General features: G+C 65.5%; 17 protein-coding genes and 6 pseudogenes. 8 read left to right on the top strand and 15 right to left on the bottom strand.

Annotated elements, in window-relative coordinates:
* Positions 1-4 precede the first annotated feature (4 nt).
* Positions 5-1017: pseudogene (locus PIB19_RS02545) on the top strand (inorganic phosphate transporter).
* On the opposite strand, the gene PIB19_RS02540 reads toward PIB19_RS02545, so the two are convergent.
* On the bottom strand, positions 1014-1871 hold the full coding sequence (locus PIB19_RS02540) for a helix-turn-helix domain-containing protein (RefSeq protein WP_271239548.1): 858 nt from the start codon (positions 1869-1871) through the stop codon (positions 1014-1016). The pseudogene PIB19_RS02545 and the gene PIB19_RS02540 sit on opposite strands and share 4 nt — an antisense overlap.
* Before the next feature lie 313 nt (positions 1872-2184).
* Between PIB19_RS02540 and PIB19_RS02535 the strand changes: the two genes are divergently transcribed.
* Positions 2185-3798: an alpha-L-fucosidase gene (locus tag PIB19_RS02535; RefSeq protein ID WP_271239547.1), complete on the top strand. Its 1614-nt coding sequence runs from the start codon at positions 2185-2187 to the stop codon at positions 3796-3798.
* Positions 3799-3897: 99 nt separating this feature from the next.
* On the opposite strand, the pseudogene PIB19_RS02530 reads toward PIB19_RS02535, so the two are convergent.
* The 10 genes and pseudogenes from PIB19_RS02530 to PIB19_RS02485 all read right to left on the bottom strand — a co-directional run bounded on the left by PIB19_RS02530 (position 3898) and on the right by PIB19_RS02485 (position 13456).
* A pseudogene (locus tag PIB19_RS02530) lies at positions 3898-5909 on the bottom strand (ATP-binding protein).
* A 17-nt stretch (positions 5910-5926) separates the two neighbouring features.
* Positions 5927-6352, bottom strand: a complete 426-nt coding sequence (locus tag PIB19_RS02525) for a lysozyme inhibitor LprI family protein (protein ID WP_271239546.1) — start codon at positions 6350-6352, stop codon at positions 5927-5929.
* Positions 6349-7341 (bottom strand): biotin synthase BioB, encoded by a 993-nt coding sequence (gene bioB, locus PIB19_RS02520; RefSeq protein WP_271239545.1) that lies wholly within the window; start codon positions 7339-7341, stop codon positions 6349-6351. Before bioB ends, PIB19_RS02525 begins: the two co-directional genes overlap by 4 nt.
* On the bottom strand, positions 7338-7685 hold the full coding sequence (locus PIB19_RS02515) for a hypothetical protein (RefSeq protein WP_271239544.1): 348 nt from the start codon (positions 7683-7685) through the stop codon (positions 7338-7340). Before PIB19_RS02515 ends, bioB begins: the two co-directional genes overlap by 4 nt.
* Positions 7682-9813, bottom strand: a pseudogene (gene scpA / locus PIB19_RS02510) (methylmalonyl-CoA mutase). Before scpA ends, PIB19_RS02515 begins: the two are co-directional and overlap by 4 nt.
* 108 nt (positions 9814-9921) lie before the next feature.
* On the bottom strand, positions 9922-10692 hold the full coding sequence (locus tag PIB19_RS02505) for an enoyl-CoA hydratase-related protein (RefSeq protein WP_271239543.1): 771 nt from the start codon (positions 10690-10692) through the stop codon (positions 9922-9924).
* Positions 10689-11107, bottom strand: a pseudogene (gene mce / locus PIB19_RS02500) (methylmalonyl-CoA epimerase). Before mce ends, PIB19_RS02505 begins: the two are co-directional and overlap by 4 nt.
* 4 nt (positions 11108-11111) lie before the next feature.
* Positions 11112-11345 carry a hypothetical protein gene (locus PIB19_RS02495; protein ID WP_271239542.1) on the bottom strand — a complete coding sequence of 78 codons (234 nt, stop codon included), beginning with the start codon at positions 11343-11345 and terminating at the stop codon, positions 11112-11114.
* 10 nt (positions 11346-11355) lie between these two features.
* Positions 11356-11889, bottom strand: coding sequence for a hypothetical protein (locus PIB19_RS02490; protein WP_271239541.1), 534 nt, complete (start codon positions 11887-11889; stop codon positions 11356-11358).
* A 40-nt stretch (positions 11890-11929) separates the two neighbouring features.
* Entirely contained in the window at positions 11930-13456 is a 1527-nt protein-coding gene (locus tag PIB19_RS02485; protein WP_271239540.1) for an acyl-CoA carboxylase subunit beta, read from the bottom strand.
* Positions 13457-13549: 93 nt separating this feature from the next.
* On the opposite strand from PIB19_RS02485, the pseudogene PIB19_RS02480 reads away from it, so the two are divergent.
* Positions 13550-14961 (top strand): annotated as a pseudogene (locus PIB19_RS02480) (helix-turn-helix domain-containing protein).
* A gap of 228 nt (positions 14962-15189) precedes the next feature.
* On the opposite strand, the gene PIB19_RS02475 reads toward PIB19_RS02480, so the two are convergent.
* Positions 15190-15408 (bottom strand): hypothetical protein, encoded by a 219-nt coding sequence (locus PIB19_RS02475; RefSeq protein WP_271239539.1) that lies wholly within the window; start codon positions 15406-15408, stop codon positions 15190-15192.
* The gene (locus PIB19_RS02470; RefSeq protein WP_271239538.1) at positions 15348-16106 is read right to left on the bottom strand and encodes a DUF3829 domain-containing protein; all 759 of its coding nucleotides are present in this window, start codon (positions 16104-16106) and stop codon (positions 15348-15350) included. Before PIB19_RS02470 ends, PIB19_RS02475 begins: the two co-directional genes overlap by 61 nt.
* 159 nt (positions 16107-16265) lie before the next feature.
* Between PIB19_RS02470 and PIB19_RS02465 the strand changes: the two genes are divergently transcribed.
* On the top strand, positions 16266-17039 hold the full coding sequence (locus PIB19_RS02465) for a class II aldolase/adducin family protein (protein ID WP_271239537.1): 774 nt from the start codon (positions 16266-16268) through the stop codon (positions 17037-17039).
* A 55-nt stretch (positions 17040-17094) separates the two neighbouring features.
* Positions 17095-17373: pseudogene (locus tag PIB19_RS02460) on the top strand (endonuclease domain-containing protein); the annotation flags it as partial.
* Positions 17374-17506: 133 nt separating this feature from the next.
* Here the strand turns inward: PIB19_RS02460 and PIB19_RS02455 are convergent.
* The gene (locus tag PIB19_RS02455; RefSeq protein WP_271239536.1) at positions 17507-18310 is read right to left on the bottom strand and encodes a DODA-type extradiol aromatic ring-opening family dioxygenase; all 804 of its coding nucleotides are present in this window, start codon (positions 18308-18310) and stop codon (positions 17507-17509) included.
* Positions 18311-18537: 227 nt separating this feature from the next.
* Between PIB19_RS02455 and PIB19_RS02450 the strand changes: the two genes are divergently transcribed.
* The 3 genes from PIB19_RS02450 to PIB19_RS02440 all read left to right on the top strand — a co-directional run bounded on the left by PIB19_RS02450 (position 18538) and on the right by PIB19_RS02440 (position 20969).
* Positions 18538-19041, top strand: coding sequence for a (2Fe-2S)-binding protein (locus tag PIB19_RS02450; RefSeq protein WP_271239535.1), 504 nt, complete (start codon positions 18538-18540; stop codon positions 19039-19041).
* Positions 19042-19160: 119 nt separating this feature from the next.
* A complete protein-coding gene (locus PIB19_RS02445; protein ID WP_271239534.1) occupies positions 19161-20117 on the top strand; it encodes an RcnB family protein in 957 nt (318 codons plus the stop codon).
* A gap of 114 nt (positions 20118-20231) precedes the next feature.
* The gene (locus tag PIB19_RS02440) at positions 20232-20969 is read left to right on the top strand and encodes a 2OG-Fe(II) oxygenase (protein WP_271239533.1); all 738 of its coding nucleotides are present in this window, start codon (positions 20232-20234) and stop codon (positions 20967-20969) included.
* Between the two features lie 16 nt (positions 20970-20985).
* On the opposite strand, the gene PIB19_RS02435 is transcribed toward PIB19_RS02440, so the two are convergent.
* On the bottom strand, positions 20986-21690 hold the full coding sequence (locus PIB19_RS02435; RefSeq protein ID WP_271239532.1) for a Crp/Fnr family transcriptional regulator: 705 nt from the start codon (positions 21688-21690) through the stop codon (positions 20986-20988).
* Positions 21691-21736: the final 46 nt, after the last annotated feature.

Here is a 21736-nt window from a genome sequence, read left to right as displayed (position 1 = left end):
CGACATGCACGAACTAGCCCTGCCCCTGCTGATCGGCCTGATCGCCGTCGCGCTGGCGTTCGACTTCCTCAACGGGCTTCACGACGCCGCCAATTCGATCGCCACAGTGGTCGCGACCCGGCTGTTGTCGCCGGTGCAGGCGGTGCTGTTCGCCGCGGTGTTCAATTTCGCCGCTTATTTCCTGACGATCGCAATCCCCTCGCTTCACGCCGTCGCCGAGACGATCGGCAAGGGGCTGGTCGACAAGGATGTCGTGACACCCGCAGTGATCTTCGGCGCGCTCGGCGGGGCGATGTTCTGGAACGTGCTGACCTGGATGAAGGGCATTCCTCCTCGAGCAGCCACGCACTGGTCGGCGGACTGATCGGCGCGGGCGTGGCGCATGCCGGCCTCACCGGCATCCATTGGAGCGGGCTCAACAAGACATTGCTCGCAATCGTCCTGTCGCCGACGCTGGGCATGCTGCTGGCGATGCTCGTCATGCTCGTCAGCTCATGGCTGCTGCATCGCGCCACCGCGCGCACCGCCGAGCGCAGCTTCCGCGGCCTGCACCTCATCTCCTCCGCCGCTTATTCGCTGAGCCACGGCCTCAACGACGCGCAGAAGACGATGGGCATCATCACGGTGCTGCTCTATTCCACCGGCAATCTGACCGGCGAATTCCACGTTCCCCATTGGGTGGCGATCAGCTGCTATGTCGCGATCGCGCTCGGCACGATGACCGGCGGCTGGAAGATCATCGAGACGATGGGCTCGCGCATTACCAAGCTGTCGCAGCATCAGGGCTTCAGCGCGTCGCTCGCCGGCTCGATCATCCTGTTCTCGGCATCGGCGCTGGGCATCCCGGTCTCGACGACACATACGATCACCGGCTCGATCATCGGTGCCGGCACCGCACGCCGCGCATCGGCGGTGCGCTGGGGCGTCGCGCAGAGCGTGGTCATGGCGTGGGTGATCACGATCCCCGCCTCGGCGCTCGTGGGCGCGGGATTCTACGCGCTGACCCTGCTCTTCTAGCCGTCCCTGCGCCCGCCCCGGCACTGGCTGGGAGTCTCGCCGAAGCGCGCGCGGAACAGGCGGCTGAAATGCGCCGCATCGCTGAAGCCGAGCCGCTCGGCGATGGCCCCGATCCGCTCCTCGTTGGTGGAATCGAGAAGTGCGATCTTGGCGGCGTCGAGCCGGCTGGTGCGGATATAGGTCTGCACCCCGCCCTCGCTCTCGAACAGCCGGTGCAGCGTGCTTCGCGAGATCTTCAGCCGGCGGCAAAGACTGGCGACGTTGAGCGAGGCAGATTCGAGATTGGCGCGGATCTCGCTCCGCGCCCGCGCCGCCATGCCGACCATGAGCCGGGGCGCGTCACGATCGGCGTGCTCCGAGGCATGGACCGCCACTACGAGCAGATCGAGCAGCGTCCGTGCGATGCGCGGCGCATCCTCTTCGGAAATCGATTGCAGCGCTTCGCTCAGCTTGACCAGATGCGCGTAGAGCAGAGTCGCCTGCTCGCGCCCGATGACCAGCCCGTGCAGATCCGCCACAGGTCCCAGCTCCGCCTCGGCCAATGCGCGCGGGATCGCCAGCTGGATCGACCGGGCGATCGACATCGTCATCGTGATCGGCTGGGCAATGTCGAACAGCAATATCTCGCCGGATCGCGCCTCGAACTCGCGCAACCGGGCCACGCCCTGCATCTCGCCTTCGAGCAGCACGCCCACGCCGAGAATGTCGATCCGGTCCGCTGCGATCCGCTCGGGCGTCCGTTCCAGAATGCGCGCGGTTCCCGTCGAATAGGAGACTGCGATCCCGTCGAGATAGACATTCTCCGCCGAGGTCGAGAACGGACCGATCGGCGTGGAATCGAACAAGGCGGCCACGCTGGGCCACCCGCGATCAGACCATGTTTCGTGACGCTCGGCGGGATCTATCCCCGCAGTCGAATAACGCACGGGCTCTATGCCCCGCTTGTCCCCCATAGACACGCTCCGGATGTCGCCGGAACGCTTGCAGGGAACGCACGCAATCTCGGCTACTTAACAAACCTTTTATCCTAGATTCCCGACCGTGGAAACATGGCAGAAACCCGTAGTTGCAGGTTCCCGGGATGCGAAACGCACACGAGACCTTGCCTCTGCGCCACGCCTTCGATATTCTCGCGAAAACAATTTTCATGAATGAAAAGGTGGGGGCATGCGGCTTACGCGGAGACAGGCGCTCGGAAGTTTTGCGGGCGTGAGCGCTGCGGGCATGGCCCCTTCCGCCAGTGCCGAAGTCGCGCCCGACTGGTCGGGCCTGGTCGAGGCCTTCCGCGTGCCCGACTGGTTCCGCGACGCCAAGTTCGGGATCTGGGCGCATTGGAGCGCGCAATGCGTCCCCGAATTCGGCGACTGGTACGGCCGCCAGATGTATCTCCAGGGGAACCCGGTCTACGAGCATCATCTGAAGAATTATGGCCATCCGGCCGATCGCGGCTTCCTCGAGATCGAGAATGCGTGGAAGGCCGAGAATTGGGACCCCGAGCATCTGGTCCGGCTCTACAAGGCGGCAGGCGCCCGCTATTTCATGGCGCTCGCCAATCATCACGACAATCTCGATACGTACGACAGCAAATATCATCCGTGGAACACGCTGCGCGTCGGGCCGAAGCGCGACATCATCGGCACCTGGGAGAAGATCGCGCGCGCCAATGGGCTGCGCTTCGCAGTCTCCAATCACAGCGCACATGCCTGGCATTGGTGGCAGACCGCCTATGGTTATGACGCAGAAGGCCCCCGCGCCGGCGAGCGCTACGACGCGTTCAAGCTCACCAAGGCCGACGGTGCCGGCAAATGGTGGGACGGGCTCGACCCGCAGGAGCTCTATACCGGCCCGTCGATGGTCCCGCCCGAGGGAATCGAAAGCGCGAAGGCGATGCGCGACTGGCACGACGTCCATAGCGGCCGCTGGATGGAATTCGCCCCGCCCCAGAATCCGCACCACGTCGCCAAATGGCTGCTCCGCCAGCAGGATCTGGTCGAGAAATACCGGCCGGACATGGTCTATTTCGACAATTTCGGCCTGCCCTTCGGCAATGTCGGGCTCGAAGCGATCGCGCATTACTACAGCCAGAGCATCGCGCGCGACGGCCAGGTCGAGGTCGTCGCCACTGCCAAGCAGCTGACCCCGTATCAGCGCACCGCCTTGGTCGACGATGTCGAGCGCGGCTTCAGCGATCGGCTGCGCGAAGAGCCGTGGCAGACCTGCACCTGCATCGGCGACTGGCACTATAACCGCGCACGCTACGAGCAGAAATCATACGTGCCCGCGGCCAAGGTCATCCAGCGGCTATGTGACGTCGTCTCCAAGAACGGCAATCTGTTGCTGTCGATCCCGGTTCGCGGCGACGGCACGATCGATGGCGAGGAGGAGAAGATCGTCGCCGGCATCACGCGCTGGATGCAGCGCAACGGCGACGCCGCGATCTTCGGCTCGCGGCCGTGGCGCATCTATGGCGAGGGCCCGACCAAGGTCGGCGGCGGCATGTTCAACGAAGGCAAGGTCGAATTCACTGCCGACGACGTGCGCTTCACCACGCGCAAGGGCGCGCTCTACGCCGCGCTGCTGGCATGGCCCGAGCGCCCGGTGACGATCGTCGGGCTGGGCAAGGCCGCTTTGCCCGACGCCGCGATCGAGCGCGTCACGCTGGTCGGCGGCGGGCGGATAAAGTTCGAACGCAGCGACGCGGGGCTGACGGTGACTTTGCCGCGCGGCGGTCCGGACGATTTCGTCCCCGTGCTGCGGATAGACGGTCGCGGGTTGGTTTAGTTTACCGCCGTCATCCCGGCGAAAGCCGGGATCCAGAGTCAAATCGGACAGCATTTCTGGCTCTGGATCCCGGCCTTCGCCGGGATGACGAAGCGGCGACTATTCGAACTCGAGGATCGCTGCGTCCACCGCAAGGCTCTCGCCGGGCGCGAAATTGGCGGCTTTCACCACCCCCGTCCGCTCGGCGCGCAGGATGTTCTCCATCTTCATCGCCTCGACCACCGCGAGCGCCTGCCCCGCCTCGACCTTGTCACCCGGCGCGACGTGGAGCTGGGTGAGCAGCCCCGGCATCGGCGCGAGCAGGAATTTGCTCATGTCGGGCGGAATCTTCTCGATCATGTGATGCCGATATTGAGCGATATGCGGCGGCAGCACTTCGATGCGGTGCGACGCACCATGCGCGGTCAACCGCCAGGCCGATCCCTTGCGTTCGACGCCCACGGTGAGCGGCGCGTCGTCGATCCGCACCGCGAACAGCGGCTCGCCCGGGCGCCAATGGCCGACGATGTCGAGCGGTGCTTCATCCGGGTCGAAATTGACGAGCAATCCTCCCTCATATCCGTCGACGCTGATCTCAAAGCGTTCGCTGTCGATCAGAACCACACGCTCGGTGGTACCCACGACCCGTCCTCCGAGCTGCCCGGAGATGCGTGAACCCTGGTAGCTGCGCTCCAGATCGAGCACCACCGCCGCCGCCGCGAGCTTGCGTCGAAGCTCGGAGGAGGCCGGTGCGCCCCGAACCCTTCGGGATATTCCTCGGCGATGAACCCGGTGGTCAGCGCGCCTTCGCGGAAGCGCGGGTGCTGCATGATCGCCGAGAGGAAGTCGATATTGTGGCCGATCCCGTCGATCCGGAAGCGATCGAGCGCTGCGACCTGCCGATCGACGGCTTCTTCGCGCGTTGGCGCCCAGGTGACCAATTTGGCGATCATCGGATCGTAGAACATCGAGATCTCGCTGCCCTCGGTCACGCCGTCGTCGACCCGCGTCACACCGGCCTCGTCGCGCGCCTCGACGGGCGGGCGATAGCGCACCAGTCGCCCGGTCGAGGGCAGGAAGCCGCGATAGGGATCCTCGGCATAGACCCGGTTCTCTATCGCCCAGCCGGTGAGCTTCACATCCTCCTGCGCGAAGGCGAGCGGCTCGCCCGCGGCGACGCGGATCATCTGCTCGACCAGATCCAGCCCGGTGACTTCCTCGGTCACCGGATGCTCGACCTGCAGCCTTGTGTTCATCTCGAGGAAGTAGAAGCCTTCGCCGGTGGTGTCGGTGCCGCTGACGATCAGTTCGACCGTGCCCGCCGAATAATAGCCCACCGCCCGCGCCAGCGCGACTGCCTGTTCGCCCATCCGCCTGCGCATCTCGGGCGTGACGAAGGGCGACGGCGCTTCCTCGACCACCTTCTGGTGCCGCCGCTGGATCGAGCATTCGCGCTCGCCGAGATAGACGATGTTGCCGTGCTGATCGCCCAGCACCTGGATCTCGATATGGCGCGGCTGCTCGATGAACTTCTCGATGAACACCCGGTCGTCGCCGAAGCTGGCGAGGCCCTCGCGCTTCGTCGCCTCGAAGCCATCGCGGACGTCCTGCTCGCCAAAGGCCAGCCGCATCCCCTTGCCGCCGCCGCCGGCCGAGGCCTTCATCATCACCGGATAGCCGATCTCCGAGGCGATCCGCACCGCATGTTCGGTATCGTCGATCTCGCCGACAAAGCCGGGGACGACATTCACGCCGGCCGCCTTGGCGAGCTTCTTGGACTCGATCTTGTCGCCCATCGCCGCGATGGCGTTGGGCGGCGGCCCCACGAATGCGATCCCCGCCTCGGCACAGGCGCGCGCGAAGCTCTCGCGCTCGGAGAGAAAGCCATAGCCCGGATGGATGCAGTCCGCCCCGGTCTCCTTGGCGGCGAGCAGGATCAGCTCCGCCTTGAGATAGGATTCCGCCGCCGGCGCCGGCCCGAGCCGCACACTCTCGTCGGCCATCCGCACATGCGGCGCGCGCGCGTCCGCATCCGAATAGACCGCGACGGTGGCGATCCCCATCTTCTTGGCGGTGCGCATCACCCGACACGCGATCTCGCCGCGATTGGCGACCAGGATCTTCTTGAACAACGTCTAACTCTCCTGACCTAAAAGGCCTTTTTCAAAAATGCGACGCGGTCCAGCACCCTATGCATCTCGCACTCCCAATCCGTTGTGACACCTTGGGTGCCAGCATTCCCGGTCGCTACGCCAAGACCAACCACATAACAGTCAGCGCGATAGGAGCGCTCCCATGCGCGTTGCGAAAGCTGGAGGGCTCTCACAGGGTCCCCAGAAAGTGTCACGCCAATCCCAAGACGTCTCGATTCAGCAATTTCGCGTCTTTTCGCGATTGCAGCCCGACGGGCGTCGATCAGCGCCACTGCAAGCTCCTTGCGCGCGCGTTCGTATCTTTGATCTACCAAGCAGAAGCGGTAAGGCTGAATGTTCTCCTTGCTGGCGCAGAATGCAATTTCCTGCTTGGTATTTGCATCGCTATCGGTCTGGACCATCAGGAGCGCGAGCAGGATCACTCCGCCGCCTCCAGTTCCATATTGCACTCCGCCGCCATCGGCGTGATTCCGAGGCGCGCGAACAGCGCCGCGTCCTTGTCGTCGCCGGCGTTGCCGGTGGTGAGCAATTTGTCGCCGGTGAAGATCGAATTGGCGCCCGCCATGAAGCAGAGTGCCTGCGTCGCATCGCTCATGCTCTCGCGTCCCGCCGACAGCCGCACCATCGACTCCGGCATCGTGATCCGCGCCACCGCGATCGTCCGCACGAACTCGATATCGTCGATCTTGGCCAGCGGCGTATCGGCGAGCATGTCGCCGAGTACCGTGCCCTTCACCGGCACCAAAGCATTGACCGGCACGCTCTCGGGGTGCCGCGTCAGCGTGGCGAGCGCGTGGACGAAGCCGACGCGGTCGGCGCGCGTCTCGCCCATCCCGACGATCCCACCGCAGCACACATTGATCCCCGCCTCGCGGACATGCTCCAGCGTGTCGAGCCGGTCCTCGAAGCTCCGCGTGGTGATCACCTCGCCATAGCGCTCGGGCGACGTGTCGATATTGTGGTTGTAATAATCGAGCCCGGCATCGCCGAGCATCGCTGCCTGCGCCGGCGTGAGCATGCCCAAAGTCATGCAGGTCTCCATTCCCATCTGGCGGACCCCGCGTACCATCTCCACGATGGCGGGCATGTCGCGGTCCTTGGGGTTGCGCCACGCCGCACCCATGCAGAAGCGCGAGCTGCCATTGTCCTTCGCCTGCGCCGCGGCCTGGAGCACCGCGCGCACGTCCATCAGCTTGGTTGCCTTGAGCCCGGTCTCGGCATGCACCGACTGGTTGCAATAGCCGCAATCCTCGGGGCAGCCGCCGGTCTTGATCGACAACAGGGTCGACATCTGGACCTGATCCGGCGCGTGATGTTCGCGGTGCACGGTCTGCGCGCGGAACACGAGTTCGCCGAACGGCAGGTCGAACAAGGCCGCGATCTCGTCGCGGGTCCAGTCGGTACGGATCATGCGGGTCCCAATGTCTTGATGAACAGATAGAGGAAGATGCCGAGTCCCAGCGAGAGCAGAAGCGGCGCGGAGATGCGGTAGAAATCAAGGTATTTGGCGGTCGGCTTGCCGTGGAAACGGGTGCGGACAATCTCGCCGGCGCCGCTGAACGAGATCAATGCCGACGATCCGATCACCACCAGCGCCCCGATCAACAGCCAGCGCGCCCCACGCGCCGGACCGGCCAGCGCCAGCACCCCGCCCAGCGAGAACAGGGACAATTGGGTGAGATGCTTGAAGTAATCATATAGCAGCGCCTCGCCGCCGCCCGTATCGAGCGCCATCTGCTCGTCTTCGTCGGTCATTCGGCAGCCTCGTCGATCGGCGGTAGATTATGCCCGAGCAGCTTGAGCACTTCGGCGGCCGCGCTGACAAGGTTGGTACCGGGACCGAAGATCGCCTGCACGCCGTGCGCGCGGAGGAATTCATAATCCTGTGGCGGAATCACCCCACCGGCGACCACCTTGATATCCGGCCGCCCGGCTTCCTTGAGCGCATCGACCAGCTCCGGGATCAGCGTCTTGTGTCCCGCGGCCAGGCTCGAGGCGCCGACCACATCGACCTGCTTCTCCAGCGCCAGCGCGCAGGTCTCGGCGGGGGTCTGGAAGAGCGGTCCGGAGATCACGTCGAAGCCGAGATCGGCAAAGGCACTGGCCACGACATTGGCGCCGCGGTCATGCCCGTCCTGCCCCATCTTGGCGACCAGCACGCGTGGCTTGCGTCCCTGCCGGCGCTCGAACGCAGCCACGCCCTCCTCGGCGCGCAGCCAGCCTTTGTCTTCGGCATGGGCGGGGCCATAGACGCCCTTGATTGGCGTCACGCCCACTGCGTGCCGCCCGAACGCGACTTCCATCGCCGCCGACATCTCGCCGAGCGTGCACCGCGCCCGCGCCGCCTCGACGCAGAGTGCGAGCAAATTGTCGGTGCCCGTCGCGCCGCGGCGGAGATTGCCGAGTGATTGCTCGGCCTGCGCAGTATCGCGTTCGGCGCGGGTGCGCTCGATCCGCTTGATCTGGTCGGCGCGGACGCGGGCATTGTCGATGTCGAGGATGTCCATCGGCGCTTCTTCGGTGAGCCGGTATTTGTTGACGCCGACGATGACGTCCTCGCCGCGATCGACCCGGGCCTGGCGGGCGGCGGCGGCGCGTTCGATATGCTCTTTCGGCATGCCGCTCTCGACCGCATGCGTCATCCCGCCGAGCGCCTCGACCTGCTCGATCAGCGCCCACGCCTTTTCGGCGAGTTCGTTGGTCAGGGCCTCGACATAATAGCTGCCGCCCAGCGGATCGACGACATGCGTCATCCCGGTCTCTTCCTGCAGGATCAGCTGGGTATTGCGCGCGATCCGGGCGGAGAAATCGGTGGGCAGCGCCACCGCCTCGTCGAGGCTGTTGGTGTGGAGCGACTGGGTGCCGCCGAAGGTCGCCGCCATCGCCTCGATCGTGGTGCGGATGACGTTGTTGTACGGGTCCTGCTCCTGCAGCGACACGCCCGAGGTCTGGCAGTGCGTGCGCAGCATCTGCGAACGCGCGCTGCCGCCGAAACCGGCGATGATCCGGCTCCACAGCAATCGCGCGGCGCGCAGCTTCGCCACTTCCATGAAGAAGTTCATGCCGATGCCGAAGAAGAAGGAGAGCCGCCCGGCGAACTCGTCGATGCTCAGCCCGCGCGCGATCGCCGCTCGGACATAGGCCATGCCGTCCGCCAGCGTGAAGGCGAGCTCCTGCACCGCCGTCGCTCCCGCCTCGTGCATGTGATAGCCCGAGATCGAGATCGAGTTGAACCGCGGCATGTGCTGCGCGGTATAAGCGATGATGTCCGCGACGATCCGCATCGAGGGTTCGGGCGGATAGATATAGGTGTTGCGGACCATGAACTCCTTGAGGATGTCGTTCTGGATGGTCCCGGTGAGCTGGTCCTGCCGCACCCCTGCTCTTCGGCGGCGACGATGTAGAAAGCGAGGCACGGCAGCACCGCGCCGTTCATCGTCATCGATACCGACATCTGATCGAGCGGGATTCCGTCGAACAGGATCTGCATGTCGGCGAGCGTGTCGATCGCCACCCCCGCCTTGCCGACATCGCCGGTGACGCGCGGATGATCGCTGTCATAGCCGCGATGCGTGGCGAGATCGAAGGCGATCGACAGTCCCTTCTGCCCCGCGGCGAGATTACGGCGGTAGAAGGCGTTCGATTCCTCGGCAGTCGAGAAGCCGGCATATTGGCGGATCGTCCACGGCCGCCCGGCATACATCGTCGCCTTCACGCCGCGGGTGAACGGCGCGAAGCCGGGCAGGCCGGGATCGGGTGCGTCGGCGGCGGTGTAGAGCGGCTTGACCGCGATCCCCTCGGGCGTGTGCCAGGTGAGGTCGGCGTCCTTCACTTCCTTCGCGGCGAGGCGAGCCCAGGTATCGAGGGTGGGATCCTCAGGCACCGTACATTCCCATCGTCACCCCGGCGAAAGCCGGGATCCAGGAGTCGCGAGCGACGCCCATGGTGGCTCTGGATCCCGGCTTCCGCCGGGAGGACGAACGTACATATATCACCGTCCCTTGAACTCCGGCTTGCGCTTCTGGAGGAACGCCGCGACGCCCTCCTGGAAATCGTGTGAGCGCGCCGCGACCGACTGGTGCTCCGCCTCCAGCGCCAGCGTCTCCTCCAGCGTGCCGCTCAGCGCCGCCTTGACCTGCTTGCGGATCAGCCCGAGCGCCACCGTGGGCATCGCGGCGAGGCGGCGGGCATAGCTCATCGCCGTGTCGAACACGACGCCGTCGTCCACCACATGGGTGAGCAATCCCGCCTCCTGCGCGTCGTGCGCCGAAAGCCGCTCGCCGAGCAACGCCATTTCGAGCACCTTCGCCCGCCCGGCCGCCTTGGCGATCAGCCACGTCGCCCCGGCATCGGGAACCAGCCCGATATTGGCGAAGGCGAGCAGCAGATAGGCCGAGCGCGCGCCGATCACGATGTCGCCGCCCAGCGCCAGCGACGCCCCCGCCCCCGCCGCCGGGCCGTTCATCGCCGTCACGATCGGGATCGGCAGATCGGCCATGGTCTGCTGGACCGGGTTGTAATGGTTGCGCAGCCGGTCCCCGGGATCGCCACCCGAGCCTTCCTTCAGCGAGGCGCCGGCGCAAAAGGCCCGCCCCGTGCCGGTGAGCAATACAGCGCGTGCGCCGTCCTCGACTGCCCGGCGCAGCGACGCGGCGAGCAGATCGAGCATGTCGAGCGTCACGGCGTTCAGCTCGTCCGGCCGATTGAGCTTGAGGACCGCGACGTCGCCATCGAGCGCGTAGAGGATCGTGTCGTCGCTCAATGTCCGTCCTTCGGCGTTTCCATGATCTCGGTCAGCACGCCGCCCATGTCCTTCGGATGCACGAAGAAGATCATCGTGCCGTGTGCCCCGATCCGCGGCTCGCCGAGTATCTTGCACCCAACGCCCTCGAACCATGTTTTGGCCTCGTGGATGTCGGGCACTTCATAGCACAGATGATGCTGCCCTCCGCCCGGGTTCTTCGCGAGGAAGCCGTGGATCGGCGATCCCTCGCCCAGCGGTTCGATCAGCTCGATCTGGGTGTTGGGCGTATCGACGAAGCACACTTTCACGCCCTGTGCGGGCAAATCGAAGGGCGCGCGGATCACCTGCGCACCCATCACGTCGCGATAAAGGCAATCGACGCCTCGATCGAAGGCGTCGCGATGCCGACATGGTTGAGGCGGCCGAGCTTCATGATGTCATTTCCATCCGTTGAGCGCGCCGAAGCCGACATAGACCATCACGCCGATGCTCACCACGCCGAGCAGATCGTTGACAAGGAAGGACCGCGGGTGATCCTTGCGATGAAACACCACGCCATCCTCGTCCTTCAGCCAGCCGCGCCGCCACGTGCGGATCACCGCAAGCGTCAGCACTCCCGCTCCCGCAAACAGGAGCCAGGGCCAGATCCGCTCGAAGGTCCCCACCGTCACTGCGCGCGTCTCATTGCTTCTTCGGCGCCGGCGTGACCGACGGCATCGCATAAGGCATGCCGCAGGTGGCGTAGACCTTGCGGAACATCGCGTCGCCGCCCGGGCCGGTGAACTCGCGCTCGACCATGGTCTCGCCTTCGGGGAAGCCGATACGGACCTTCTTCGCTTTGGCGATCTCCTCGGCGATCAGGAAGACTTCGGCAGTTTCGCCGTTATAGGCGCCCTTGCCGGGAAACAGCCACGAGGTCATGTCCGCCATGCCCTCGTCGAGCGTCAGCGTGACGATCCGCGAATCACCGGCCGCGACGGCGGGCTTGGGCATGAATTGCACCGAGACGATCGGCACGTTGACCGTGTCGCAGCGCAGCAGCAGCCGCGAACCGTCGGCAGCGCGCACCGTCGCGGTCGAGCTTTTCGGCTGGGCCGGATCGGCGCTCTCGCGGAACGTCCAGACGCCCGGCGCAGGTGCGGCGGGAGCGGCTGCCGGAGCCGACGCGGGGACAGTCTGGGCGCCGAAGGCCAGCGCGAAGAGGAAGCTGATCATCTCTATCCTTGCATGCAGTCGGCCACCGCCGCGGCGCCGTTCACAGCGGGATGTTGTCGTGCTTCTTCCACGGGTTCTCAAGCTGCTTGTTGCGGAGCTTGCGTAGCCCCAGCGCGATCCGGCGGCGGGTGGAATGGGGCAGGATCACTTCGTCGATGAAGCCCTTGCTCGCCGCCACGAACGGATTGGCGAAGCGCGCCTCATATTCGGCGGTCCGCTCGGCGATTTCCTCCGGCGTCTTGCCCCGGAAGATGATCTCGACCGCACCTTTCGCGCCCATCACCGCGATCTCGGCAGTGGGCCAGGCATAGTTGAGATCGCCGCGCAGGTGCTTCGACGCCATCACGTCGTACGCGCCGCCATAGGCCTTGCGGGTGATCACGGTGATCTTGGGGACGGTCGCCTCGGCATAAGCGAAGAGCAATTTCGCGCCGTGCTTGATGATTCCACTATGCTCCTGCCCGACGCCCGGCAGGAAGCCGGGAACGTCGACAAAGGTCAGGATGGGGATGTCGAACGCGTCGCAGAAGCGCACGAAGCGCGCCGCCTTCTTCGACGAATTGATGTCGAGCACCCCGGCCAGCACCATCGGCTGGTTGGCGACCACCCCGACGGTGCGCCCCTCGATCCGGCCGAAGCCGATCAGGATGTTGGCGGCGTGCGTCGGCTGGATTTCGAAGAACTCGCCTTCGTCGAGCACCTTCCGCACGCACTCGTGCATGTCATAGGGCTGGTTGGCACTGGGCGGGATCAGCGTGTCGAGGCTCTCCTCGATACGATCCCACGGATCGTCGCACGGCCGCTCGGGAACGCTTTCCCGATTGGATGCGGGCAGGAAGTCCACGAAGTCGCGGGCCGCGAGCAGCGCCTCGATGTCGTTATCGAAGGCCACATCGGCGACCCCCGACTTCGTGGTATGCGTCACCGCTCCACCCAGTTCCTCCTGCGTGACGATCTCGTTTGTAACGGTCTTCACTACATCTGGGCCGGTGACGAACATGTACGACGAATCCTTCACCATGAAGATGAAGTCGGTCATCGCGGGAGAATATACGGCCCCGCCTGCGCAGGGGCCCATGATCAGGCTCAATTGCGGCACCACGCCGCTCGCCAGCACGTTGCGCTGGAACACCTCGGCATAGCCGGCAAGGCTGGCGACGCCTTCCTGGATGCGCGCCCCGCCGCTGTCGTTGAGGCCGATGACGGGCGCGCCGACCTTCATCGCCATGTCCATGATCTTGCAGATCTTCTGCGCGTGGCGCTCGGAGAGCGAGCCGCCGAACACCGTGAAGTCCTGGCTGAACACGAAGACGAGGCGGCCGTTGATCGTGCCGCTGCCGGTGACGACGCCGTCGCCGGGGACGATCTGGTCCGCCATGCCGAAATCCACGGCGTTGTGCTCGACATACATATCGAGCTCCTCGAACGATCCCTGATCAAGCAGCACCTCGACGCGCTCGCGCGCAGTGAGCTTGCCCTTGGCGTGCTGCGCGTCGATCCGCTTCTGCCCGCCGCCCAGGCGGGCTGCGGCGCGGCGGCGCTCCAGTTCCTCGATCGTCGACGACATTGCAGGCTCCCGAGAGGTGGCGCCTTCTGCACAGGGCATACGCGCGGAGGCAAATGCAATGTTGCAAAGTTGCGGCGGGCAGGTTTGCAGAATATGGTGGCGGCATGGCCCCCCCGCCGCCGCCTGTTCGAAGGCTTCCGTCTGCGCGACCTGCGCCGCCGTCTCGTGCTCAGCCAGGCGGCGATGGCGGCGCGGCTGGGCATTTCGGTCCCCTATCTCTCGCAGATCGAGAATAACGGCCGCCCGATCACCGATGTCGTGCTGCTCGCGCTCGCCCGCGAGTTCCCGATGGAAGCGGCCGACATCGGCGCCGAAGCCGAAACCTCGACGTTGCTCCGCACGATCGATGCCGCCACCGACACCAGCATCGCCGCGCATCCCTTGAGCGAAACCGACGTCCGCCGCGGGCTCGAGCAGCAGCCCCTGCTCGCCCGCCGTCTCGTCGCGGTGCACGAGGCATGGCGCCGTAGCCAGGAGCAACTTCGCGTGCTCGACGATCGCTTCGACACGGGCTCGAGCGACGCCGCGCCGCTCCCCTGGGAGGAAGTCCGCGACTGGTTCCAGGCGGAAGGCAATTACATCGACGCGATCGACCGCTCGGCCGAGGCGCTCGCCGACACGCTCGAAGGCTCGGTGAGCCAGGCGCTCGAGGATCGCCTCCGCCGCTGGCACGGCGTCCGCGTGATCGCCGAGGACAGCGACGGCAGCCAGCTCAGCCGCTTCGACGAGCGCGAACGCACGCTCGCGCTCAACTCCGGCTTGCCCCCGAGAGCCGCGCCTTCCTGCTCGCGCACCGCCTCGTCCGCTACGAATTCGCCAACGAGATGCGGCATGTCGTCGAACAGGCCGGCCTCGCAAGCCAGGCCTCGCGCGAGTTGCTCAGCGTGGGCCTCGCCAATTACGCCGCCGGCGCGCTGCTGATGCCCTACGGCCAGTTCCGCACCCGCGCCCGCGAAGTCCGCCACGACATCGATCGCCTCCGCCAACGCTTCGGGGTGAGCTTCGAGCAGGCGTGCCACCGCCTCTCGACGCTCCAGCGCCCCGGCGCAGCGGGCCTGCCCTTCTTCTTCTGCCGCGTCGACATGGCGGGCAACATCACCAAGCGCCACTCGGCGACGCGGCTCCAGTTCGCCGCGCTCGGCGGCGCCTGTCCGCTCTGGGTGGTGCACGAGGCAGTGGCGATCCCCGATCGCATCCTCGTGCAGCTGGCGGAGATGCCCGACGGCACGCGCTACGTCTCGATGGCCAAGGGGCTGGTCAAGCCGTCGGGCAGCTATGCCCGCCCCGCCCGCCGCTACGCCGTGGCGCTCGGCTGCGAGGAGGCGCATGCGGCCGACTTCGTCTATGCCGACGATCTGCGTCCTGGCGGCGCTGCGACACCGATCGGCGCGAGCTGCCGCATCTGCCCGCGGACGGACTGCGACCAGCGCGCCTTCCCGCCCGCCGGATCGGTCATCGAGATCGACGCCGACCGGCGCAGCGTCGTGCCCTATGCGTTCCGCTAGCCTCTCCCCTCCCTCTTAGGGAGGGGCCGGGGTGGGTAGAAAAGATCGGGCTCGATGCCCGGCCTTTTCTTCATTCCCTGCAACTCGATGGGCTCCCCGGCCTTCGCCGGGCTCGCACCCACCCATGATCGGATGAACAGCGTCCCACGCTGTTCAGGCCATGCTGGGAGCATGGCCGACCCGATCATCCCTCCCTTGCAGGGAGGGAATTGGTGAGTGTCCCATCCCTCAAGGCATGTCGTTCGCCAGCCCCACCGCACGATTATAGGAATCGACCATCGCCTCCGCGTCGTTGGCGGAATGCGACTGCTTCACCTCACGATATTGGCCGATCATCGATCCGAGCATGTCGACCACCAGCGCCGAGATGCCGAGCCGGCTCGTCTCTATCGGTTCCTTCGCCTTGGCCTTGGCGTCCGCGATCGCCTTTTGCTGATCGGCCAGCAATTTCTCAAGCGACGCGGCGAGCGCATCCCCTTGGCGAAAACCGCCGGATCGCGGAGGTCTTCGGGCTTGCCGAACAGGCCCACCATATCCTCGGCCTGCTGCATCGCCAGCTTGGTGTTGTAGGCGACGGTGTCGCCGCTCTGCTTGAGCCTGGAGAGCTCGGCGTCGGCGCCGGCGCGGCGCTGCTTGGTCAATGCGGCGTTGAAATCGTCCATCGCCTTCAGCGCTGCATCGAATTCGGCAGTCATCTGGGCGTCTTCCGCCTTGCCGCGCTTGAGCCCGTCCGCGCGATACGCCTTGGTGTTGTAATAGGCATAAAGCGGCTTCAGCCGTGCCAGCACCTTTTGCAGCGCGGTATCGAGCGTCTCCGCCGCCGCATCGAGCGAGCCGAGCGCGCCGGGCAGCGCGCGCGCCGCCTTGAGCTTGGCCGCCTCGTATTCGATGTGGCCATCGCTGATCGTAATGGTCTCGCTCGGCGACTGGCTGGCCACGCGAGCCTCCTTGTAGGTCTTCGCCGTCGCCGGCAGCCCATAGGTTTCGAGCAACGCGTTATACGCCTCGGTATAGGCGCTCAATTTGGCCGCGGTGGCGGGCGAAGTCGCCACTGCCTCCGTCGATCCGTTCCCGCCGCTTCCCGCGCCGGAGCCGCCGCACGCGCCCAGCACGAACAATCCTGCCAGAGTGACACCCTGGCGCAATTTTACTCCTCGCATTCGGCAGATCCCCTCAGTCGTTGCGAACGCGTAACGCACTCGCAGCGATTTTGATCCGGATGGAATCTCAACGGACGGGCACGCACGGCGGTTGCCCGCGCCCGCACATGCGTGGCATATTGCAACCAAAATAGGAGAGGATCGATGGCCACTGCGCTTCAGCAAGACGCCGGCAACCCCCTTGGCGTCAGCGATGCCGAATGGGAGGCGCGCCAGCAGCTCGCCGCCTGCTACCGCGTGTTCGACATGCTCAGCTGGTCCGAGATGATCTACAACCACATCACCGTGAAGCTGCCGGGCGACGAAGGCGCGTTCCTGATCAATCCGTTCGGGCTGCACTTCAGCGAAGTGAAGGCGTCGAACCTCGTCAAGATCGACATCCTTGGCAACAAGCTCGGCGACTCTCCCTATCCGGTGAACCGGGCGGGCTTCGTCCAGCACGCATTGTTCCATCGCCATCTCCCCGACGCGCATTGCATCATGCACACGCATACAACAGCCGGGATGGCAGTGAGCAGCGTCGAAGGCGGCCTGCGCCCCGTCAATTTCTACGCGTGCAACTTCGCCGGGCAGATCGCCTATCACGATTTCGAAGGCGTGACGGTGCGCGACGAGGAAGGCGAGCGGCTGCTCGCCAATCTCGGCGACAAGCGCGTGATGCTGCTGCGCAACCACGGCATCCTCGTGATGGGTCGCACCTTGCCCGAGGCATTCATCAAGCACTGGTCGCTCCAGCGCGCCTGCGAGATCCAGGTGGCGACCCTGTCAATGGGCGAGCCGCTGATGGTGTCCGACGATGTCGTCGCGGTCCACCAGCGCGACCTCCACATGGCCCAAGTCCCCGGCGGCCCGGGCGCTGCGGACTTCGCCGCGATGGTGCGGCTGGTGGATCGGATCGATCGGAGCTGGCGGGAGTGATAATCCTCCCCGGAGGGGAGGGGACCAGCGAAGCTGGTGGAGGGGTAGTCGCCGCATGCTGCACGGCCCGAAACGAACCCAAAAGCGCGCCAGGGAGCTTCGCAGGCAGTTGAGTCTGCCCGAGGTGCTGCTGTGGATTCAGCTGAGGAAGCGTCCCGGTGGTTTAAAGTTTCGAAAGCAGCATCCGGCAGGCGGCTACGTGCTGGACTTCTTTTGCGCTGAGCACCGCATTGCCATCGAAGTGGACGGAGAGGCGCACGGCCGAGGTAATGCTCCTGAACATGATGCGAATCGCGACGCGTGGCTCCGAACGCAAGGTGTGCAAGTGCTTCGTATCCCCGCGACAGCGGTGTTGAACGATCTTGAAGCTGTGGTTCGTCAAATCGTCGAAAATGCTCGCGGAGACTACCCCTCCACCGCCTACGGCGGTCCCCTCCCCTCCGGGGGAGGATTGCTAGCACCGACAACTACCCGAACCGGAACCCCGAAACCGCCCAGCCCATCACGTGATCGCGGTAATCGGCCACCGCCGGCCCGTCCGCGCCCGCGCCCAGTGCGACCATCAGCGGCAGGAGATGCTCCTCGCGGGGATGGGCGAAATGGGCGTGCGGCAGTTCATCCCACGCCGCCACGCGCTCCGCCCGCCGTACCGGATCCGGATCGGTCACCGCGTCGACCAGCGCTGCATCCCATTCGTCCGCCACCGGCGTCACCTGCGGCCCGCGGGCGCGCAGATTGTGGAAGCTCATGCCGCTGCCCAGGATCAGCACGCCTTCGTCGCGCAGCGGGGCCAGTGCACGGCCGATTGCGATGTGCGCCGCCGGGTCGAGGTCCTTGCGCAGCGAAAGCTGGACGAGCGGAATGTCGGCGCCCGGGACGGCGACCATCATCGGGATGAACACACCGTGGTCCCAGCCGCGTTCACGCTCCTCGCCGACCGGAAAGCCGGCGCCTTCGAGCAAAGCCTTTGTCCGCGCCGCCACCTCCGGCGCGCCGGGCGCGTCCCAGCGCAGGCGATAGGTGTGCTCGGGGAACCCGTAATAGTCGAACAATAATGGCTGCCCGTCACCGCTGTGGACCGTGACCCGATCCTCCTCCCAATGTCCCGACACCAGCAGGATCGCTTTCGGCCGCTCGGGCAAGCTGTCGATCAGCCCCGCGAGATAGGCCTGCATCGACTGCCACATGGGATCGGCGGGGCCGCCGTCCGGGTCCATGAAGAAACAGGGTCCACCGCCATGCGGGATGAAGAAGGTCGGCAAGGTCGTCATAATGCTGTCCTACAAGACGATGTTCTGCTATTGTTCTCAGATGGCGTGCCCGACTCCATCGCGAGCCAAAAACCGAAGCACGAAACAAGATTCCATCAACGCGCAACTTTTGTTCACAAAGCGCGGGCAAAGTGTGAAGTTAAGCCCGGCGAATCCAACATCGGTGGGACAGCGAGCCGCGACAATGCCGGTTTCGGAAACATCGCGTTTCCGGCTACACCCCGGCCATGACTCGCTTCACCGTCAACAACCAGCCGGTCGAGTACAAGATGGACCCGCGCACGCCCCTGCTCTGGGCCTTGCGCGATGCCTCCAACCTGACCGGCACCAAATATGGCTGCGGCACCGGCGATTGCGGCGCCTGCGCGGTGGACGTCGATGGAGGACTGCGGCTCGCCTGTCAGGAAACGATCGGCGCGCTCGAAGGGACCTTCGTCACGACGATCGAGGGGCTTTCGAAGGATCGCAGCCATCCCGTCCAGCAGGCGCTGCTCGCGACCAACGTGGTCCAGTGCGGCTATTGCATCCCCGGCGTGGTGATGGCCGCGTCCGTGTTGCTGCGCAACAATCGCAACCCGAGCGAGGAGGACATCAAGGGTGCGATCCCCAACATCTGCCGGTGCGGCATCTATCCGCGGCTGATCGGCGTGATCACCGACGCTGCCCGACTGGCGCGCGGCGATGCGCCACTGGCCGCCGGGCCCGAACCGGAGGCGCCCGCGCCCGAATAGTCTTTCGCAATTCTTTCAATCACCTTTCGCCGCAATTCAGCAACCGCTCATGCGACGAAGCCTAATCCAGTCCTACGATGTAGCCCGGCCCCTTGCCGGTCTCGACGGAGACAGTTGAGATGAAGAAGACCTTGCTAGCGGTGATCATCGCCGCAACGGCTCTGGTCCCGCCGGCGGCGCTTGCGCAGGACCGGGGGCGCTGGGGCGGCCGTGACCGTTCGGCAAATAACAGCGGCCAGTCCGAGGTTCGCCAGAACCGCGGCGAATGGCGTCAGCAGCAGCGCGAGCAGACGCCGCAGGCCCAGCCGCAGCGCCAATGGAGCGGCGGCGGCGAGCGTCAGCGCGGCTGGAACCGTCCGCAGCAACAGGCGCAGCCGCAGCAGGCACCGCAGGCGGTCCAGCAGCAGCGCGAGCGCTGGGGCGGCGACCGTGGTGACCGCAGCCGGTGGAACAACAGTGGCGACCGCAGCCAATGGACCGGCAACCGCAGCCAGTGGAACGGCGGCACGCGTCGTCAGGATGCGGATCGGCAGCGGCAGTTCGACCAACAGCGCCAGCAGCAGGTCCGCGACGGCGACCGCAGCCGCTGGAACGACCGCAACCGGGACGGCGATCGCACCCGCTGGAACGACGGCAATCGCGACCGCAGCCGGTACGACCGGGGCAATCGCGACTGGAACGATCGCGACCGGACGCGCAACTGGAGCGGCGACCGCAATCGCTACGACAGCAACCGCGGCTGGAACAACGACCGCAACCGCGGGAGCTGGAACAACCGCTGGCGCAACGACCGCCGCTACGACTGGCGCGGCTATCGCAGCAGCAACCGCAACATCTATCGCCTGCCGCGCTATTACGCGCCGAGCGGCTGGGGATATGGATATCGGCGGTTCGGGATCGGCTTCACGCTGGATTCGATCCTGTTCTCGTCGAACTACTGGATCAACGATCCGTTCTATTATCGCCTGCCCGAGGTCGACGGCCCCTATCGCTGGGTGCGCTATTACAACGATGCGCTGCTCGTCGACATCTACACCGGCGAAGTGGTCGACACGATCTACGATATCTTCTGGTAAGGACGCCCGCAGCCTTATCGGAGATCCTGGGGCCCGGTGGCGACACCGGGCTCCTTGCCGTCAAGATGTGGTTGCGGCTTGCAAATCGAGCCGCTCCGCGCGATTTCGCAAGGCGTGAGCAAGATCAACCAGAATGAAGGCAGAGTCTCCGGCGGTCCCTCGCCGGTGCGTGCGAAGATCGGGCGCGACGTCTCGGCGCGGCTGGAGGCGAACCCCGCCGTCCGGCGCGCCAAGGTCGAGACGGCGCAGATGTATACGTTCCCGCATTTCCTGAGCGACGCCGAATGCGACGCGCTCATCGACCTGATCGACTCGAATTCACGCCCGTCGACTCTGCTCGCGCAGAGCGAGGATCCGGAATACCGTACCAGCCACAGCTCGGACCTGTATCGCTGGTCGCCCGACATCCTCGCGATCGACCAGCGCATCGCCCATCTTCTCGGCATCCCCGAGGAGAATGCCGAGACGCTCCAGGGCCAGCGCTATGCGGTGAACCAGCAGTTCCGCGCGCATTGCGACTATTTCCACGAATCGAGCGCCTATTGGCCCAAGATGAAGGAAACCGGCGGCCAGCGGACCTGGACCGCGATGGCCTATCTCAACGACGTGGCCGAAGGCGGCGCCACCTGGTTCCCGCGCGCGGGCATTCGCTTCAAGCCGAAGCGCGGGCTGCTCGTCATCTGGAACAACATGACGCCCGACGGCACTCCCAATTACGATACGCTCCACGAAGGCATGCGCGTGCTGCAAGGGATGAAGTACATCGTCACCAAGTGGTTCCGCGAAGAGGCGTGGATCAAGGACTATGTCCAGACCTATATCGCGGGCGGAATCGAGAACGCCGGAGACTGACTCCTACGCCGCCGCCCTAGGCGGCGAGGTGGAGATAGTCCGGATCGAAATCGGCGACCTGCTTCATCCGTTCCCAATCCGCGATGCGGATCTGACGGCCCGATCGCTCGATCACGCCCTCTTCGCTCAACGCCCGCAGCATCCGGTTGACGTGCACCGAGGTAAGGCCGGTTGCGTCGCCGATATCCTCCTGCGTCATCGGAAGCGTGAACTGGTTCGGCGAGCCGAGGCCCGCCGCTTCGCACCGTGCCGCGAACTCGCAGAGCATGTGCGCGATCCGCATCTTGGCGTCGCGCCGCCCGACATTGAGCACCCATTCGCGGAAGACCGACGCATCGACGAGGCAATCGCGCCACAGTGCCTTGGCGATTTCGGGCCGGTCCTCGATCAGCCGACGGAAGTCGCGCATCGGGAAGAAGAGCACTTGGGCGTCGGTGATCACCTGGACGTTATGGTCGGCCTTCTCGAACAGCAGATGCTGGATGTCGAGGATGTCGCCTGCCAGATGGAAGGAGACGATCTGGCGGCCGCCGTCGCTCGCCAGCTTGTGGCGGCAGGCAAAGCCTTCGACCAGCAGGCAACATTCCGAAATCAGCTGGCCGGTGCTGACGATGGTGGCGCCCGCCTTGAAACGCTGGACCCGGAGCGGGAGCGACCGGATGCCGGCAATCTCCTCCTCGCTGAGGTTGTTCAGCGAAGTGAGCTTCCTGATCAGGTCCACGAACCGGTCTACACCAGAAGGCTGCAATGAAATGCTCCTCGTTTCT

Source organism: Sphingomonas sp. 7/4-4, from assembly GCF_027941955.1.
GTDB lineage: Bacteria > Pseudomonadota > Alphaproteobacteria > Sphingomonadales > Sphingomonadaceae > Sphingomonas.
Note: the sequence above shows the minus strand (reverse complement) of the source record. Positions and strands in the feature narration are given on the sequence as shown.

Excerpts from the sequence above, each read along its gene's own strand:
- PIB19_RS02535 (WP_271239547.1), top strand. The coding sequence starts at position 2,185 with ATGCGGCTTACGCGGAGACAGGCGCTCGGAAGTTTTGCGGGCGTGAGC.
- bioB (WP_271239545.1), bottom strand. The coding sequence starts at position 7,341 with ATGATCCGTACCGACTGGACCCGCGACGAGATCGCGGCCTTGTTCGAC.
- PIB19_RS02515 (WP_271239544.1), bottom strand. The coding sequence starts at position 7,685 with ATGACCGACGAAGACGAGCAGATGGCGCTCGATACGGGCGGCGGCGAG.
- PIB19_RS02490 (WP_271239541.1), bottom strand. The coding sequence starts at position 11,889 with ATGATCAGCTTCCTCTTCGCGCTGGCCTTCGGCGCCCAGACTGTCCCC.
- PIB19_RS02485 (WP_271239540.1), bottom strand. The coding sequence starts at position 13,456 with ATGTCGTCGACGATCGAGGAACTGGAGCGCCGCCGCGCCGCAGCCCGC.
- PIB19_RS02465 (WP_271239537.1), top strand. The coding sequence starts at position 16,266 with ATGGCCACTGCGCTTCAGCAAGACGCCGGCAACCCCCTTGGCGTCAGC.
- PIB19_RS02455 (WP_271239536.1), bottom strand. The coding sequence starts at position 18,310 with ATGACGACCTTGCCGACCTTCTTCATCCCGCATGGCGGTGGACCCTGT.
- PIB19_RS02450 (WP_271239535.1), top strand. The coding sequence starts at position 18,538 with ATGACTCGCTTCACCGTCAACAACCAGCCGGTCGAGTACAAGATGGAC.
- PIB19_RS02445 (WP_271239534.1), top strand. The coding sequence starts at position 19,161 with ATGAAGAAGACCTTGCTAGCGGTGATCATCGCCGCAACGGCTCTGGTC.